Genomic DNA, 15284 nt, shown 5'->3' on the forward strand with positions numbered 1-15284 from the left:
AGGCGATTGCGTAATGAAAAAGGGCAGCCCGAAAGCCGCCCGATCTGATGTCCTGCTCTGACCCGATCAGAAAGTTTTCGTCAGCGAGACCTTGAAAGTGCGGCCGGGCTCGGAATACCAATCTTGCGGCTGCGATGCGGCTGAGTTCGGGTTGACGTCGCGCAGGGCGAGCGCATTAAAATATTCCTGGTCGAAAATGTTGTAGACGCCCGCCTGCACCCGCAGGCCCGGCACCTGTTCCGGCGTCCACCAGCCGGTCAGGTCGACGATTGCATAGCCGGGCGCATCGAAGGTCGTATCGGCGGTCGTGCTGAGATGGTCTGTGAGCATGCCTGCCGAAAGCGTCGAGGAAAGATCGAAGCCGAAATTCTCGTTGCTCCAACCGACGCCGACGATCGCCTTGAAGGGCGCGACCGAGCGCAGGCGCTGGGCAGTTTCCTCGTTCCTGCCGTAGGCATAGGCAAGCGCTGCATGCAGATTGATGCCGTTGTTGAACCTCTTGTTGGCGCTCGCTTCGACACCCGAGATCGTCACACTGCTGACATTGGTATAGTTGAACTCCGTGATGCCGGTGGAGGCGTTGACGCTCGTCACCGTTTCAATGAAGTTGTGATATCGGTTGTGGAAGAGCGCCAAGCGACCGTTAAAATCGCCCGTGTCGAAATTGGCGCCCATTTCGACACCATAGCCGGTCTCGGGCTTCAGGTCGGGATTGCCGAGCTGGGCATAATTGCCGCCCGCATTGTAGAAGCGGCTATAGAGCTCGTCGACAGTCGGGGCGCGGAAGGCTGACGACAGCTGGGTGTAGAGCTGTACATCGGGTGTCAGTTCGTAGGTGGCGAGCACCTTCGGCGAAGCATGTTGATCGCTGCGATCGGACAGCGTACCGAATTTTGCAAGCGCGGGATTGCTGGCAAAACCGCCACCCGTCGACGGATCATAGCTGAACCAGTCGAAACGAATGCCCGGCGTCAGCGCAAAATTCGTATCGCCGAACTCGATTTTGTCTTCGATCGACAGGCCGATCGTCTTGCTGTCTACGTCCGGCACTTCCGACTGATTGTTGAGCGAAGGGCACGTGGTCGGCGTCGGGCAAAGCGCGGAGCTGTACTGGTTCCAGGCCGACGTCGTCGCGTCGAGCGTTGCTTTTACCGAATGGCGGACGTTCGAATATTCGAAATCCTTGGTGACCGTGCCGTTGAAGCCCCAGGTCTTATTTTCGATCTCATTGTTTCGGCCGTAGGCGACATTGGCCGCTGTGCGTCCATGGCTGCCCGACTCCTTCTTCAGATCCTGCCAATAGAGCGTGGCCCGGGCGTTGGTGAAGAATGCATCTGAGGACTGCGCTTCATAGTCATAGTCGAGCGATACACGATCGCGGTCGCGCAGTTCGCGGCCATCATAATTGTCGATCATGTAGGTGCGCCCGGTTCCCTGTAGCTCTCTCAGGTCGGTTTGGAGATCGCGGCGAAACCGCTCCGCCGTCAGGCCGATGCGATGACCGCCTTCCAGCTCCTGGCGGAGCTTGAAGAGCAGGTTGTGCTGGTCGAAATCGGCGGGATCCGCCTCGGTCCGCAAACGACCGTAACTGTCGCTGTCGCCCATATTGTCGCGTTCATGCCCTTTGCGGTAGCCGCCCTGAAAGAGCATCGACGTGCCGCCGATCTTCTTGGCGGCGGCGGCCGAACCGGAAAGGCTGCTGTCTTCGCTGTCATAGGTGGACTTGACGATCGCGCCCCAGTCGCGGCCTTCGGGAATGATATCCTCCGGCTCCAGCGTATTGACGACGATCGCGCCGCCGAGCATGCCCGAGCCGCCCTTGCTCGAATCCGCCCCGCGCACAATATCAAGCGACGAGAGCGAGTTGAAATCGAACGTATCGCCGCCGCCATTGGCGTTGGCAGGCGCGAAGGCACCTTGGCGCGAGCTGTTCGAGAGATAGGGAATCGGAATGCCGTCGACAACAGTCAGGATGCGTGCGCCGGAGAGGCCGCGCAGATTGACGCCGGCATCGCCGCGCGAGAAATTCACGCCGGGATCGACGCTGCGTCCGAGGTCTTCGAGATTAGTGACCTGTTTCTCGTCCAGCTGCTTGTCGGTGATCTCGGTTGCAAGCGGCGTGTCGGCGACACTGCCCGGCGCCAGTCGTTTGCCCTTGACGACGATCTTCTGCAGGACGGTGCTGTCGTCGGCCGTTGCTTGCGGCGTGGTGGCCGAAGCGCTTTGCGCGAAAGACTGCGAAACAGGAAGAACAACTGCGGCTGCCGTGCAGACCAATAGAACCGAGCGCCAATACCGGACGATCATAACCTACCTCTCATGATGATTACCGGGCTGGCTGGTCGCGGCGCGTCGAACGCTCGAGGGGCTGGCTGGGCTTTTGCGGATGAAAGCGATGCTGAATTTCGCCTTCTTTTCGCCGCATAAAAAACATGAGATATTTTGTCAACATAAAGCGACACTTTATGTTGAATTATTCTATCAAGTTTTAACGATCTTTCCTGACGTTGCGTAATTGCAACGAAAACCGCGATAATGCGTTATCACCTACGCGATCGACATGACGGAACCGGATGCGTTGAGAAAACTTTCGATACTGGCGATCCTTCTCGCCGCAACCGCCTTTCTTGCCGGCGCCCGCCTGCCCCCGCACGGCCCTTTACCCCAACCTCGACCGGACACCGGTGCTGCAACCACCCCTACCCCGCTTCCTGACAAGGCTGAACCGCCCGCACCGGACGATGTGCCCGCGCCTCAGCCAAAGCCTGATATGAAGGAGCCGGCAGTACCGGCGCCAGACCAGCCGGCGGCGCCCCAAACCGAACCAGGAAACACCGAACCCGCAAAGCCCGCACCGGGAGAACCGATGCAAGGTCCGCCGCTCCCGCCTGGCAGGCTCGAAGGCCCGCAGGCTCCGGCGGAGGAGAATAAACCGCCGGCCGAACAGACACTCGAAGAGCAGCACCTGACGATCGAACCCGAAAGCGATGCCGAGCACGCCGAATGCACCGCTGCGCTTAAGGCCTTGGGCGTCGTATTCAAGGATGCACCGCGCATCGACGACGGCAACGGCTGCGGCATCGACAAGCCGATCATCGTCTCAGATGCTTTGCCCGGCATCAGTTTGAAGCCGGAGGCGACGATCCGCTGCCCGGCCGCACTCGCCCTTGCCCGCTGGATGAAGGAAAGCGTCATCCCGGCCGCCTCCGCCGCTCTGCCGGAGCAGGGCCGCCTGACGACAGTCAATCAGGCATCGGCCTATATCTGCCGCCTGCGCAACAGCGCCGAAACCGGCAAGATTTCCGAACATGCCCGTGGCAACGCCATCGACATTGCAAGCTTCCATTTCGAAAAGGGCGAAGATGTCGCCGTCCGCTCCCGCCGCGAGGACCCGACATTGACCGGCGCCTTCCAGCGCACCGTCAGCGCCGCCGGTTGCCTCTATTTCACCACCGTCCTCGACCCCGAAAGCGACGCCGCCCACGAGACCCATTTTCATCTCGACGTGATCGAAAGAAAGGGCGCCTATCGCTATTGCCACTGACCATTTGGTGGCTGCGATCCTCGCTTGAATCGTGCAGCGAAATAACCAAATAGAAGCTGCAAAATAGGTGGAGGGGTCAGCGGCAATTGAAGATCATAGCGAACGTCATCCTGTTTCTCCTGATCGTCGCTATTGGCTTCATCTTTACTGGTGAATTGCATTTGCCATCGGAATGCTGTTCGTCGGGGCGCTGCAAAGCCTTTTCATCTGGCTGTTTATCGATCCGGACTTGGAAAAGCGCCGCGAGCGCCGTCTGCTCGAGCGCTTCGGCAAACCGTCACCGGATCAGAACAACCCCTCGATATAACCCTGCTCGTTCAGGAAAATCCGCTCCGCCGACGGCGATTTCGGCAGGCCGGGCATTGTCATGATCTCGCCGGTGATGGCGACGACGAAGCCGGCTCCCGCCGAAAGCCGCACCTCCCGCACTGTGACGATGTGGCCTTCCGGCGCGCCGCGCAGGCTCGGATCGGTAGAGAAGGAATATTGCGTCTTCGCCATGCAGACCGGCAGCTTGCCGTAGCCCTGCTCCTCCCAGGTCTGCAACTGGTCGCGCACTGCCTTGTCGGCCGTCACCTCGCCGGCATGGTAGATCTTCGAAGCGACGATCTCGATCTTCTCGAACAGCGAAATGTCGTCGCCGTAGAGCGGTTGGAATTTCGCCTGTCCGGATTCGGCCAGTTCCACCACCTTGTGCGCCAGTTCCTCGATGCCGGCTGAACCCAGCGCCCAGTGGCGGCAAAGGATCGCCTCGGCGCCGAGCCTCGAAACAAATTCCTTCACTGCCGCGATCTCGGCGCCGGTATCGGAGACGAAATGGTTGATCGCCACGACGACCGGAACGCCGAACCGGCGGACATTGCCGACGTGCCGGCCGAGATTGGCGCAACCCTTCTTCACCGCCGCGATATCCTCCGTGCCGAGATCCTCTTTCTTCACACCGCCATTCATCTTCAGCGCCCTGACGGTGGCGACGATGACCGCCGCATCCGGTTTCAGCCCGGCCTTGCGGCACTTGATGTCGAAAAATTTCTCGGCGCCGAGATCGGCCCCGAAGCCCGCTTCCGTCACCACATAGTCTCCGAGTTTCAGCGCCGTCTTCGTCGCCGTCACCGAATTGCAGCCATGGGCGATATTGGCGAAAGGCCCGCCATGCACGAAGGCCGGATTATTCTCGAGCGTTTGCACCAGGTTCGGCTGCATCGCATCCTTCAGGAGCACCGCCATGGCCCCGTCGGCTTTCAGGTCGCGCGCATGCACCGGCGTCCTGTCGAAGCGATAGCCGATGATGATGTCGCCGAGCCGCCTCTCCAGATCCTTGAGGTCGGTGGCGAGGCAGAGGATCGCCATCACTTCGGAGGCGACGGTGATGTCGAACCCGCCTTGGCGCGGGAAACCATTGGCAACGCCGCCGAGTGAGGAGACCACGCTTCTGAGCGCCCGGTCGTTCATGTCCATGACGCGCCGCCAGGTGATGCGGCGGATATCGATATTCTCTTCGTTGCCCCAGTAGATGTGATTGTCGATCATCGCCGCCAGCAGATTGTGCGCCGAGGTGATCGCATGGAAATCGCCGGTGAAATGCAGGTTGATGTCTTCCATCGGCACGACCTGCGCGTAACCGCCGCCGGCCGCTCCGCCCTTGACGCCGAAGCAGGGGCCGAGAGAAGCCTCGCGGATGCAGACGATGGCTTTCTTGCCGATCCGGTTCAGCCCGTCGCCGAGCCCGACGGTGGTCGTCGTCTTGCCCTCGCCCGCCGGTGTCGGATTGATCGCGGTGACGAGGATCAGCCTGCCGTCCTTCTTGCCCGCCTGCCCGGCGATGAACTCGGCGCTGACCTTTGCCTTGTCGTGACCGTAGGGAACGAGCTGTTCGACCGGAATGCCGAGTTTCGCCCCGATCTCGAATATCGGCTTTTTGGCCGCAGCACGCGCGATTTCGATATCGGATTTGATTGATGGCATGGATGTTCCCCGTCCCGGCCTTCCGCAGACGCGGAGGTACTTGTTCTCTCTTTATCGGGATAGCGAAATATCGGCGGGGTGTGAATAGCGCTGCGCCTTGCGGCCACCACGCTGGGGCGTTTGAGTGGCGGTCAACGATCGCGATCCTCGTCGCCTTCTATATCGGCCTGGTAGCGGCGCTCGCCGTCTATGCCGTTTCCTTCGGCTACAAGCTCCTGAGGATCGCCTCGGGTGTCTTCGCCCTCGACAAGGCGGAGATCAATTTAACGAAGCAGCCGCAGGAACGATCTCTGCCTCAGCTTTTCTGGGGCATCGAAGACTTTCCTTGGCATCGGGTCCACACAGGCGAGAACCGGGTTCGTCACCATAAGGGATGATACCATTGACAATGCCAAGTTCGAGCGCCTGAGAACGAGGTATAGTCTTTTGCTCAATCGAGGTCGCGAGCATCATCGTCTTGTAAGGCTCGGCATTGACGCCCATCTCGTCGAAATAGGCGAAGAATTTTGGATATTCAGCCTTCGCGGGTCTGACGAGACCGATATCGGAATATCCGACAAGCCGCGGCGTTCCGCTAATCAAGACTAGCGTACAGGTCGAAAGGCAGTATGCACCGCCAGCAGAAACCTCGCCATCGGTCGCCCCGCTTTTGGCAATGCTCGCCTTGCAACGCGGATCCAGCGTCGGGCAGTTGGGCAACCGCGTTCTGCCAATCGAGGTCTCCAGACCTGCAGCCCGGATAATACGCCCCATCGCGAAAGCCGCATCCATGTCTCCGCCATAGGACTGAAGGACGACCGGCAATTTTCTTCCGCCGAGCGCTTTCAAGATCGCCTCCAGCCGAGCCGGCGTATCCGGCGTGATGTCTCCATCCCCGGAAATCCACTGCGTGCACTCGTCCTGGCAATTGCCATGATACATCAGCAGAAAGTCCATCGGCCGGGTTTTCGGCAGAGTCTCGTTTGTGACTGCGACCGCAGCCTGCACAGAGGCCTTGGATACAGGCGTCTCCGCCGCCGCACGGCGATGACAAACGGCCTCGGCCGCTGCATCCGGAGCACAGAGCGGCATGCCAGGCCATTCGTTATAAGCCAACATGTCCGTCGTGAGACCGATTTCAAGTGCGTCTGCGGCCGGCACGATGTTGATGCGGTCAGGGGTGGCGCTCATCATCAGTCCAATCAAATCGGCGCTAACGCCCATTTCCTTCAGATAGGCCGTAAGAGCAGCAGTGGCCTTCTTGCCTAGCTTGGTGGAACTGCTGCTCCCCGCTGACTTTCGGCCCATCTCCTTGCGGGAGATTTCGGTCTTCTTGCCGTTCACCATCTTGTATTCGATGCGGTAGGAAACACGCACTTTGCTGTAGATTGTCGTGATCTGGTGAACGCCGATGAATGCCCATTGCGACGCGACCCGCGAGGTTCCGCCGGCAAACACCAGCGGACAAGCGGAAAAGCAGTATGCGCCATAGGAATAGGTATCACCAAGCGTGGGTTCATTCTTTGCGATAGCGGCATCGCAACGCATATCATCTTCTGGACAATCCTTCAGCCGTGTGCCGCCCACAGCCGTTTCAAGGCCGGCCTTGCGGATCATCCTGCCCATCGCATAAGCGGCGTCTACTTCACCACCTTCTGAAAGAAAGACGATCGGCATTTTTCGGTTGCCGATTGTCTTCAGAATTTTTTTGAGTTGCGCGGGCGTATCGGAGGTTATGCGTCCTTCTGCCGATATCCATTCCGGACAGTCATCCATGCACAGGAGGCTGCGCACGAGGATGAACCGCATCGGCGGCTGACCTTTCTGTTTCTTCTGCTCGGCAGCCTGCGAGGTTGCGGCACCGATCGACAAGCTCAATAGAAGAAAACCAAGTATTACCAATGAAAACATAAACTTCAGGATGACGGCAATTGCAAAGCGCACGATTAAATCGCCTCAGTTATACATGGTTTAGGCTTATCAATTGCATTGAAGGGCAGCAAGCGAGATTCCTACGCCAGTTCCCGTACCGACTTCTGCAGAAGTGATTCTCTCAGACGGCGACTTGCAGCTTGCAGGTACACATCAAGCAAGTAGAAGATGCCGCAGCGCTACATTTCCACCTCAGCACTCAACCAATGCGAGAACAACCGTGGCAAATTATTCACAATTTGAGTTAATCGACTTACACCAAATCAATTGGGACTAGCATCAAGCGGGTTTTCTGTGTTTGATAGCGGTAACATTAGGGCTGCCGGGGGCGTACAAATGTCTTACATGACTACCTCTGAAAGACAGTCATTGCTTTCTGCAGAGCTTGCCATTGCACGAACGCGCAGTCTGTTTGCGCAGGCGCTGGGCCGGGTTTCCGCAGCCTTCGGATTGTCGCATGCAACGCTGATGCACGCTCCCTCCCCGGAAGACCTCCTGTTGAAACCCCTGCTGATCGAGAGTTCGCTGCCGGCCGCCTATATCAGGGAATTCGACCGCGCCCACATGATGCGCGGCTGCCCTTTCGGCTTACGGCTGAGGGAATCCGCCGTCCCTCCGGTCTGGCACCTCAACGACGCTTTCAACGGTCAGGCCTTCCCCGCCGAACTGCATGCCCTGATGCTGCGCCATGCCATACCGGCAGGCGTTGCCATGCCGACCATTGCGGCCGACGGCCAGCGCCTGGTTTTCTGGTTCTGCGGCGAGCGCGCTGCACTTGGCCAGAGCGAGGTCAATGAGCTGGCAATGATCACTCTGCATGCACTCGATGCATACAATGCAGTCAAGCGCAACGAGGAATGCGCGTATAACGCGCTGTCGACCCGCGAACTAGAGGTTGTGCGCTGGACTGCCCAGGGCAAGACCTCGATCGAAATCGGCCAGATCCTGACTTTGTCGGACCACACGGTGAATGCCTATATGACGAACGCGATCAAAAAACTCGATTGCGTCAACCGCACCCAGTTGGTAGCTAAGGCAATTCGATTGAAGCTGATCAACTGAGGAATCGGAAGAGAGTCGGCACGTCGTCCAGTGATCTGGGGGAATCGTGTCTCTTCGTTTCGAACAGCCCATCATCGACAAGACCGAGCAATCCCGCGCCCACTTCGGCATCACCGATGCGGAAATCCTTCAGATGCTTGCTGCCTATCGCCTTTTTGGCTTCTGGCGCATCAACATCGAGACCGGACATTTCTTTGCGAGCGAGGATGTACACGAGATCTTCGACCTCCCCTACAGCAACGGCCCCGTCAATCTGACCGAGCTGATGTCGCGCATCCATGAGGAGGACCGCAGCCTGATCGCCCAGACATTCGAAGAGGCGAGCCGTCATGGCGTCGGCTTCCATTTCGTATACCGCGTCGACAGCCGGCTTGGCGGTTACAAGCTGGTGCGCAGCGTCGGCCGCTTTCGTGACGATGAAAGCGGCGGCGGCATCGTCGGCGTCACCTATGAATGCGTCGAGCGGCTGCGCGTCGTCGGTTTCGAGGACGATGCGAGACCCCGCTGACTCCACGGGGTTTACCGGTCGAGCACCGAACGGATTTCGACTAGGTTCGAGCGCACCCGGAGAATATAAAAGCCCATGGTGGCGAGATGGCTCGGCATGATCCAGCCGTCCTCGCGCCCGTTCGAAATGATCGCCGGCTGAATGCGCAACGCCGCTTGGAACTGCCGCATCGTGCTGCCCCAGACCGCTCCGAGATTGCGCTCCTGCACCACTTGCGAGAAATCCGCCTGCGCGGCGGCAAGGATGGCGTAATAGGCGTAGAGCTGGCCGTAGGCGAACCAGAACCGGTCGTCGGCGCGGGTATCGAACCAGCCGCGATTGTGGTTTTCCGAGCGCTCGGCGAGCATGTCGGACGTGCCGCCGAGATCGTTGGCAATGCGGTCGATGAACTGCATGAGGTTGTCGGCGCGGCCGTCGAAAATGACGCTGCACGTGGAAAGATCGGTGTTGAATTTGCGCAGGCTGCCGATCGCCGAACGGTAATAGGAGGGCGTCGGCGTCTTCGGCCCGAAGGGATTGAGCCCGAAATACCAGCTGTATTCGTCGAATTGCAGATTGCCGCGGGCGCTCTGCAGGTCGTTGTTGATGCCCGACGTGCCGCGCACGCGCCCGAGCGTATCGACGAGCTCTGCCGATGTCCGCCGAACCGCCTGATTGATGCCCCGCTGGAACGACGCCTTGTTGTCGAGGAAAGGCGTGTGATCCCAGTCGATTCCGAAAAAGCCCATTTTGTAGAGCAGCATGGAGGAGATCCATGCGTTCTGGTTGACGTTGAAGTCGGTCAGGTCGGCCGTGACGTCGATGATCGCCGAACGCTGGCAGGTCTTGGCTGCCGTGGCGTTGCTTCCCTCGGCGACCGGCATTTCCTGTCCCGCGGCAACCTTGCGTTCGGCAAGCCGGTATTGGTCGACGAAGGCGGTGTTGAAATTCGACCAGGCCTGCGTCTGCCAGAAGAAATAGCCGTAGAGCACGACGAAGAGCGCCACGAACGCGATCACCGGCAGCCGGATCATCCAACTCCGGCGCTGATACCAGCCATGCGCGGCAAGAATGGGCCAGAAGGCCCAGGCGAAAAACAGGCGGACCCAGCGACCGATCGTCTGGCCGATCAGCCTGAAAAAACCGGCTATCCGGTCAAGCATCGTCGTCTCCTGTCAGGCGAGGCGAACATCAGGACATTGCGGCCCCGTCGCATCCACATATGCGCTCGATCGGCCGAGCACAACACGAGCCCTCCGATTTTTCGCAAGGGCGCCTTGCGGAAAAGAGGTGCTGACGACGTCTTGCGGCTCAGGAACGCAGGAAAGGCAGGCTGAACCGGAAGGACCTGCGCGCCGTATCGATCAGAGGGGCTCCCGATTTGTCCGGCGCCGGCTCGGCATAGGTCGGAAACCTGCCGGTAAATTCCAGATCGGCGCGGCTCTTGCGCCGCTCCAGATCCTGGGCGACCAGCATGCCCTTTTCGAACAGCCTGATTGGCGCGGCGATATCAGGAAAGAGTTCCGGCCTGATCCGCATCTTCATGCCGGGCCGGTCGGTATCGACCTGCGCCTGATAGATGATCAGCCGCTCCTCGACGTCGATCATCAGCTTGCGCAGCAGCACGCTACAAGCGGCGATCCGGCCATTCAGCGAATCGACAAAGGTCTGGAACAGGCCGATGAAACGCTCGCGCCGCTGGCTGTCGTCGCGCATCTCGTGCTCCCCGGCGGAAATCTGCTCGGCCTCCGCCTTCAGCGCCCGCCGCTCCGCCTCCATCTGCTCCCAATGCGCCCTGCTGCCGTAGACGCCGATACGGCCCTGCGTCGTCAGCGCCTTGGCATTGAGTTCCTTCATCTTCAGGCGGGCAATATCGATGGAATCGACCAGTCGGCGCCGTTGCTCGACGATGTCGATGAGACCGCGTTCGGCGGCCCTGTGCCGTTCGATGATCGAAGCGCGCTGGCCGGCAATCAGTCTGGCGAGCGCGTCCGATTTCGTCAGAAGTTCGAGCAACCGTTCGATGACGGGGGCCTCGCGCACACGTTCGGTATACATGCGCCACATCCGCTGGCGCGACGTCCAGCCGGCCATCTTTTCGCGCAGCGTCAGCCCCCGAAAACTGTCGAGATCGGCCGAAACCTCCGCCGTCAGCCGGTCGAGGGAAAAGACCAGCTCCGCCTGCAGGGCGTCAAGCGCGGAAGCATCGGCGATATGGGCCTGGAAACGAGAATTCTGTTCGAGGAAGACCTCGTCGGCCGAACGTGCCTCATCGGCGCTGAAGGCGCTGATTGCGGCCACGCAATAGTCTCCGTCGGCCGCAATCCTCTCGGCAAGGATGCCTGCAGCTTCGTATTGGCTGTCGAATGGCGGAGGTTTACGCACCAGGCCTCTCCAGGGAATCTCGTGCTTCTCAAGCTAGAGCATGGTGCCGAAAAGTGTGAGCGGTTTTCCGTCCGGAATTGCTTAAAATCGAAAGCATGTTGCTTGCGGCGCCAAAGAAAGCAGGCCGCATCCCGGCTTCAGACCGGCTCGGCGATCCAAGCCCCGTTCATCGCTTCATCCCAATGCCTGCGACAGAGCGAGACATATTTCTCATTGCCGCCGACTTCGATCTGCGCGCCTTCGTGCAACACCTTCCCCTCCGCGTCGAGCCGCACCACCATCGTCGCCTTGCGCCCGCAATGGCAGATCGTGCGCACCTCGCGCATTTCGTCGGCGATCGCCAACAGTTCCTGCGAGGCCGGAAACAACTTGCCCTGGAAATCGGTTCTCAGCCCGTAGACCATCACAGGAATGCCGAGCCTGTCGACGACGCGGGCAAGCTGCCAGACCTGGACAGGCGTCATGAAATGCGCCTCGTCGACGAAGATGCAGGCAATCGGCGCGCCTTCACCGCTCAGCGTCCCGATCAGCCGGAACAGGTCCTCGTGCGGTTCGAAGGGAATGGCGCTCGCCTCCAGCCCGATCCGCGAGCCGATGACGCCCCGGCCGGTGCGCTCGTCGAAGGCAGCGATCAGCTGCACCGTGCGCATACCGCGCTCCTGATAATTGTAGGAGGCCTGCAGCAGCATCGTCGACTTGCCGGCATTCATAGTCGAGTAGTTGAAATAGAGTTTTGCCATCCGATCTCTCCTTGATCGGCTTATTGAAAGCTCACAATGGCAAAGAAAAGCCCTGCAACAGTGATAATCACAGGAATCCCGCTCAAAAACTGCTGAAAGCCCCAAAAACAATATAGTTCCAAAAATCTGCCCGACGTCGCAATCGCATGGGTCGATACGACGCAAACGCACTGAGGTCGCTTGTCAAACTCGGCTATTGGTGGTTGGCTTGGGAACTTAAAGACTGGGAGTCTAAAATGAAAACAACAAGCACGTTCAAATTCGTCACTGCCACTGCCATCGCCACACTCTCCGTTGCGACCGCTGCCTTCGCCGCGGATCCCGACAGCTGCTCCACCGTACATTTCTCGGACGTCGGCTGGACTGACATTACCGCCACCACCGCTACTGCCTCCGTCGTCCTGAAGAGCATCGGCTATCAGACCGACATCAAGGTCCTCTCGGTACCGGTCACCTATACCTCGCTGAAGAACAAGGACATCGACATCTTCCTCGGCAACTGGATGCCGACGCAAGAAAAGGACGTCCGCCCCTATCTCGACGACAAGTCGGTCGAATCCTTCGGCCCCAACCTCGTCGGCGCCAAGTACACGCTCGCCACCAACGCCAAGGGTGCGGAACTCGGCATCAAGGACTTCAAGGATATCGCCGCCCACAAGGACGATCTCGACGGCAAGATCTACGGCATCGAGCCCGGCAATGACGGCAACCGCCTCGTCATGGATCTGATCGAAAAGAACACCTTCGGCATGAAGGATCTGGAAGTCGTCGAATCCTCGGAACAGGGTATGCTGGCGCAAGTCGCTCGCGCCGAAAAAGCAGGCAAGCCCGTCGTCTTCCTCGGCTGGGAACCCCATCCGATGAACACCAATTTCAAGCTGACCTACCTCACAGGCGGTGACGACGTCTTCGGTCCGGACTTCGGCGGCGCCAAGGTCTACACCAATGTTCGCGCCGGCTATCTCGGCGAATGCCCGAATGTCGGCGCGATGCTGAAGAACCTGACATTCTCCCTCGATATGGAGAATAAGATCATGGGCAAGATCCTCGACGACGGCAAGGAGCCGGAAGCTGCGGCGACCGAATGGCTGAAGGCCAACCCCTCAGCCCTCGACCCCTGGCTTGCAGGCGTCAAGACTCGCGACGGCAAGGGCGACGCTCTGGCGGCTGCCAAGACCGGCCTCGGCCTTTGATGATATGACGGGGCGGCTCGCCGCCCCGTTTCATTTTTGTCCGATTGTTGATTTTTTTGGATAGGCGCGCCCCTTGAATTGGATCACCGAGGCTAAGATTCCCATTGGCTCATGGGCCAAATCCTTCGTGGACTGGCTGACATCGAACGGCGAGTGGTTCTTCAACCAGCTCGCCTTCCTGCTGTCGAGCGCCATAGACGGCCTGCTCTTCGTGCTGCAGAAGCCCCACCCGCTGATCGTCATCGCTGCCATCACCGCCCTTGCCTTCTGGCTGCGCCGGTCGATCGCAGTCACGCTGTTCACCTGTCTTGGGCTCCTGCTCATCGTGAACCAGGGTTATTGGAAGGAGACGACGGAGACGCTCGCCCTCGTGCTCGCCGCCACCTTTGTCTGCATGGTGATCGGCATTCCCTTCGGCATTGCCGCCGCCCGCCGCCCTTGGGTCTATGCCGCCATGCGCCCGGTGCTCGATCTGATGCAGACCATTCCGACATTCGTCTACCTGATTCCGGCGCTGATCCTGTTCGGCCTCGGCATGGTTCCGGGCCTGATCGCGACCGTCATCTTCGCCATCCCCGCCCCCATCCGGCTGACACGCCTCGGCATCATCTCGACGCCGCCGTCCCTCGTCGAAGCCGCCGTTGCTTTTGGCGCAACGCCGATCCAGGTGCTGCGCAAGATCGAACTTCCCTTTGCCATGCCGCAGATCATGGCGGGCCTCACCCAGACCATCATGCTGTCACTGTCGATGGTGGTCATCGCCGCCCTCGTTGGGGCGCCCGGGCTTGGCGTGCCGGTCGTGCGCGCGCTGAACACCGTCAATATCGCCAAGGGCTTCGAAGCCGGTTTCTGTATCGTCATCTTGGCGATCATTCTCGACCGCATATTCCGCACGGCGGGTGAAGGAGGCGGCGCATGACCGCGGTAAGCTTCAAGGATGTCAGCATCATCTTCGGCGACCGGCCGGAAACAGCGCTTGCCATGGTCGACCAGGGCAAAACACGTGACGAAATCGGCGCCGCCACCGGCTTGGTGCTCGGCGTCGCCAATGCCTCGCTGACCATCGAAGAAGGCGAAATCCTGGTGCTGATGGGCCTTTCCGGCTCTGGCAAGTCGACGCTGCTGCGCGCCGTCAACGGCCTCGCCCCCGTCGTGCGCGGTGACGTCTCGGTCTCGACCTCCAATGGTCCGGTCAACCCTTACAGATGCAACGCCAAGGCGCTGCGGGAGCTGCGCACCCACACCGTCTCCATGGTGTTCCAGCAATTCGCTCTTCTGCCCTGGCGCACCGTCGCCGAGAATGTCGGCTTCGGCCTCGAACTCGCCGGCATGCCGGAGGCCGAACGCAAGCGGCGCGTCGGTGAACAGCTCGAGCTCGTCAACCTGACGAAATGGGCCGACCGCAAGGTCAACGAACTCTCAGGCGGCATGCAGCAGCGCGTCGGTCTTGCCCGCGCCTTTGCCACCGGCGCCCCGATCTTGCTGATGGACGAGCCTTTCTCGGCGCTCGATCCCCTGATCCGCACCCGCCTGCAAGACGAGCTCCTGGAGTTCCAGCGGCGGCTGAAGAAGACCATCCTCTTCGTCAGCCACGATCTCGACGAGGCCTTCCGCATCGGCAACCGCATCGCCATCATGGAGGGCGGCCATATCATCCAATGCGGAACGCCGCACGACATCGTCAAGAACCCCGCCGACCAGTATGTCGCCGATTTCGTGCAGCATCTCAACCCGATCAGCATGCTGACGGCGGCCGACGTGATGCAACCCGGTCTCGGTCAGACGGCCGCCGGCATGAGCGTCAGCGCCACGGCCCGTGCCGCTACCCCGCTCGTCGATATCCTCGATGCCCTTGCCCGCCAGCCCGGCAGCATCGGCATCGTCGAGAACGGCACGATCGTCGGCACCGTCTCGGCCCAGGATATCGTTGCCGGCCTCACCCGCCATCGCCGCAAGCAGGACGCTTGATGTTTTCAATCCGCTTTGCCACAAAGCGG

The 15284-nt window shown here is 60.0% G+C and carries 12 protein-coding genes and 1 pseudogene; 7 read left to right on the forward strand and 6 right to left on the reverse strand.

What is annotated here, in order from left to right; translation table 11 throughout:
- Positions 1-66: 66 nt before the first annotated feature.
- On the reverse strand, positions 67-2307 hold the full coding sequence (locus tag J3O30_RS16425) for a TonB-dependent hemoglobin/transferrin/lactoferrin family receptor (protein ID WP_207581330.1): 2241 nt from the start codon (positions 2305-2307) through the stop codon (positions 67-69).
- A gap of 253 nt (positions 2308-2560) precedes the next feature.
- Here J3O30_RS16425 and J3O30_RS16430 point away from each other — a divergent pair, with 253 nt between their 5' ends.
- Both J3O30_RS16430 and J3O30_RS16435 read left to right on the forward strand, forming a co-directional pair.
- Positions 2561-3544, forward strand: coding sequence for an extensin family protein (locus tag J3O30_RS16430; protein WP_207581331.1), 984 nt, complete (start codon positions 2561-2563; stop codon positions 3542-3544).
- A gap of 86 nt (positions 3545-3630) precedes the next feature.
- Positions 3631-3851: pseudogene (locus J3O30_RS16435) on the forward strand (hypothetical protein).
- Here the strand turns inward: J3O30_RS16435 and J3O30_RS16440 are convergent.
- Positions 3830-5509, reverse strand: a complete 1680-nt coding sequence (locus J3O30_RS16440; protein WP_207581332.1) for a formate--tetrahydrofolate ligase — start codon at positions 5507-5509, stop codon at positions 3830-3832. The pseudogene J3O30_RS16435 and the gene J3O30_RS16440 overlap by 22 nt on opposite strands.
- Positions 5510-5767: 258 nt before the next feature.
- On the reverse strand, positions 5768-7432 hold the full coding sequence (locus J3O30_RS16445; RefSeq protein WP_207581333.1) for a hypothetical protein: 1665 nt from the start codon (positions 7430-7432) through the stop codon (positions 5768-5770).
- Between the two features lie 324 nt (positions 7433-7756).
- Here J3O30_RS16445 and J3O30_RS16450 point away from each other — a divergent pair, with 324 nt between their 5' ends.
- Together J3O30_RS16450 and J3O30_RS16455 are read left to right on the forward strand one after the other, a co-directional pair.
- Positions 7757-8482, forward strand: a complete 726-nt coding sequence (locus tag J3O30_RS16450; protein ID WP_207581334.1) for a LuxR family transcriptional regulator — start codon at positions 7757-7759, stop codon at positions 8480-8482.
- 46 nt (positions 8483-8528) lie between these two features.
- Complete coding sequence (locus J3O30_RS16455; protein ID WP_207581335.1) at positions 8529-8990, forward strand: PAS domain-containing protein; 462 nt, start codon at positions 8529-8531, stop codon at positions 8988-8990.
- 11 nt (positions 8991-9001) lie between these two features.
- Here J3O30_RS16455 and J3O30_RS16460 read toward each other — a convergent pair whose 3' ends face one another.
- From J3O30_RS16460 to J3O30_RS16470, 3 genes are all read right to left on the reverse strand, one after another.
- A complete protein-coding gene (locus J3O30_RS16460; RefSeq protein ID WP_207581336.1) occupies positions 9002-10132 on the reverse strand; it encodes a DUF2333 family protein in 1131 nt (376 codons plus the stop codon).
- A gap of 148 nt (positions 10133-10280) precedes the next feature.
- Positions 10281-11354, reverse strand: a complete 1074-nt coding sequence (locus J3O30_RS16465; protein WP_207581337.1) for a hypothetical protein — start codon at positions 11352-11354, stop codon at positions 10281-10283.
- A 137-nt stretch (positions 11355-11491) separates the two neighbouring features.
- Positions 11492-12094: a thymidine kinase gene (locus J3O30_RS16470; RefSeq protein ID WP_207581338.1), complete on the reverse strand. Its 603-nt coding sequence runs from the start codon at positions 12092-12094 to the stop codon at positions 11492-11494.
- A 236-nt stretch (positions 12095-12330) separates the two neighbouring features.
- On the opposite strand from J3O30_RS16470, the gene J3O30_RS16475 reads away from it, so the two are divergent.
- The 3 genes from J3O30_RS16475 (at position 12331) to choV (ending at position 15255) form a co-directional block, all read left to right on the forward strand.
- On the forward strand, positions 12331-13287 hold the full coding sequence (locus tag J3O30_RS16475; protein ID WP_207581339.1) for a choline ABC transporter substrate-binding protein: 957 nt from the start codon (positions 12331-12333) through the stop codon (positions 13285-13287).
- Positions 13288-13360: 73 nt separating this feature from the next.
- The gene (gene choW / locus J3O30_RS16480) at positions 13361-14206 is read left to right on the forward strand and encodes a choline ABC transporter permease subunit (protein ID WP_207581340.1); all 846 of its coding nucleotides are present in this window, start codon (positions 13361-13363) and stop codon (positions 14204-14206) included.
- The gene (gene choV / locus J3O30_RS16485; RefSeq protein ID WP_207581341.1) at positions 14203-15255 is read left to right on the forward strand and encodes a choline ABC transporter ATP-binding protein; all 1053 of its coding nucleotides are present in this window, start codon (positions 14203-14205) and stop codon (positions 15253-15255) included. Before choW ends, choV begins: the two co-directional genes overlap by 4 nt.
- Positions 15256-15284 lie beyond the last annotated feature (29 nt).

The organism is Rhizobium sp. NZLR1, assembly GCF_017357385.1.
GTDB lineage: Bacteria > Pseudomonadota > Alphaproteobacteria > Rhizobiales > Rhizobiaceae > Rhizobium.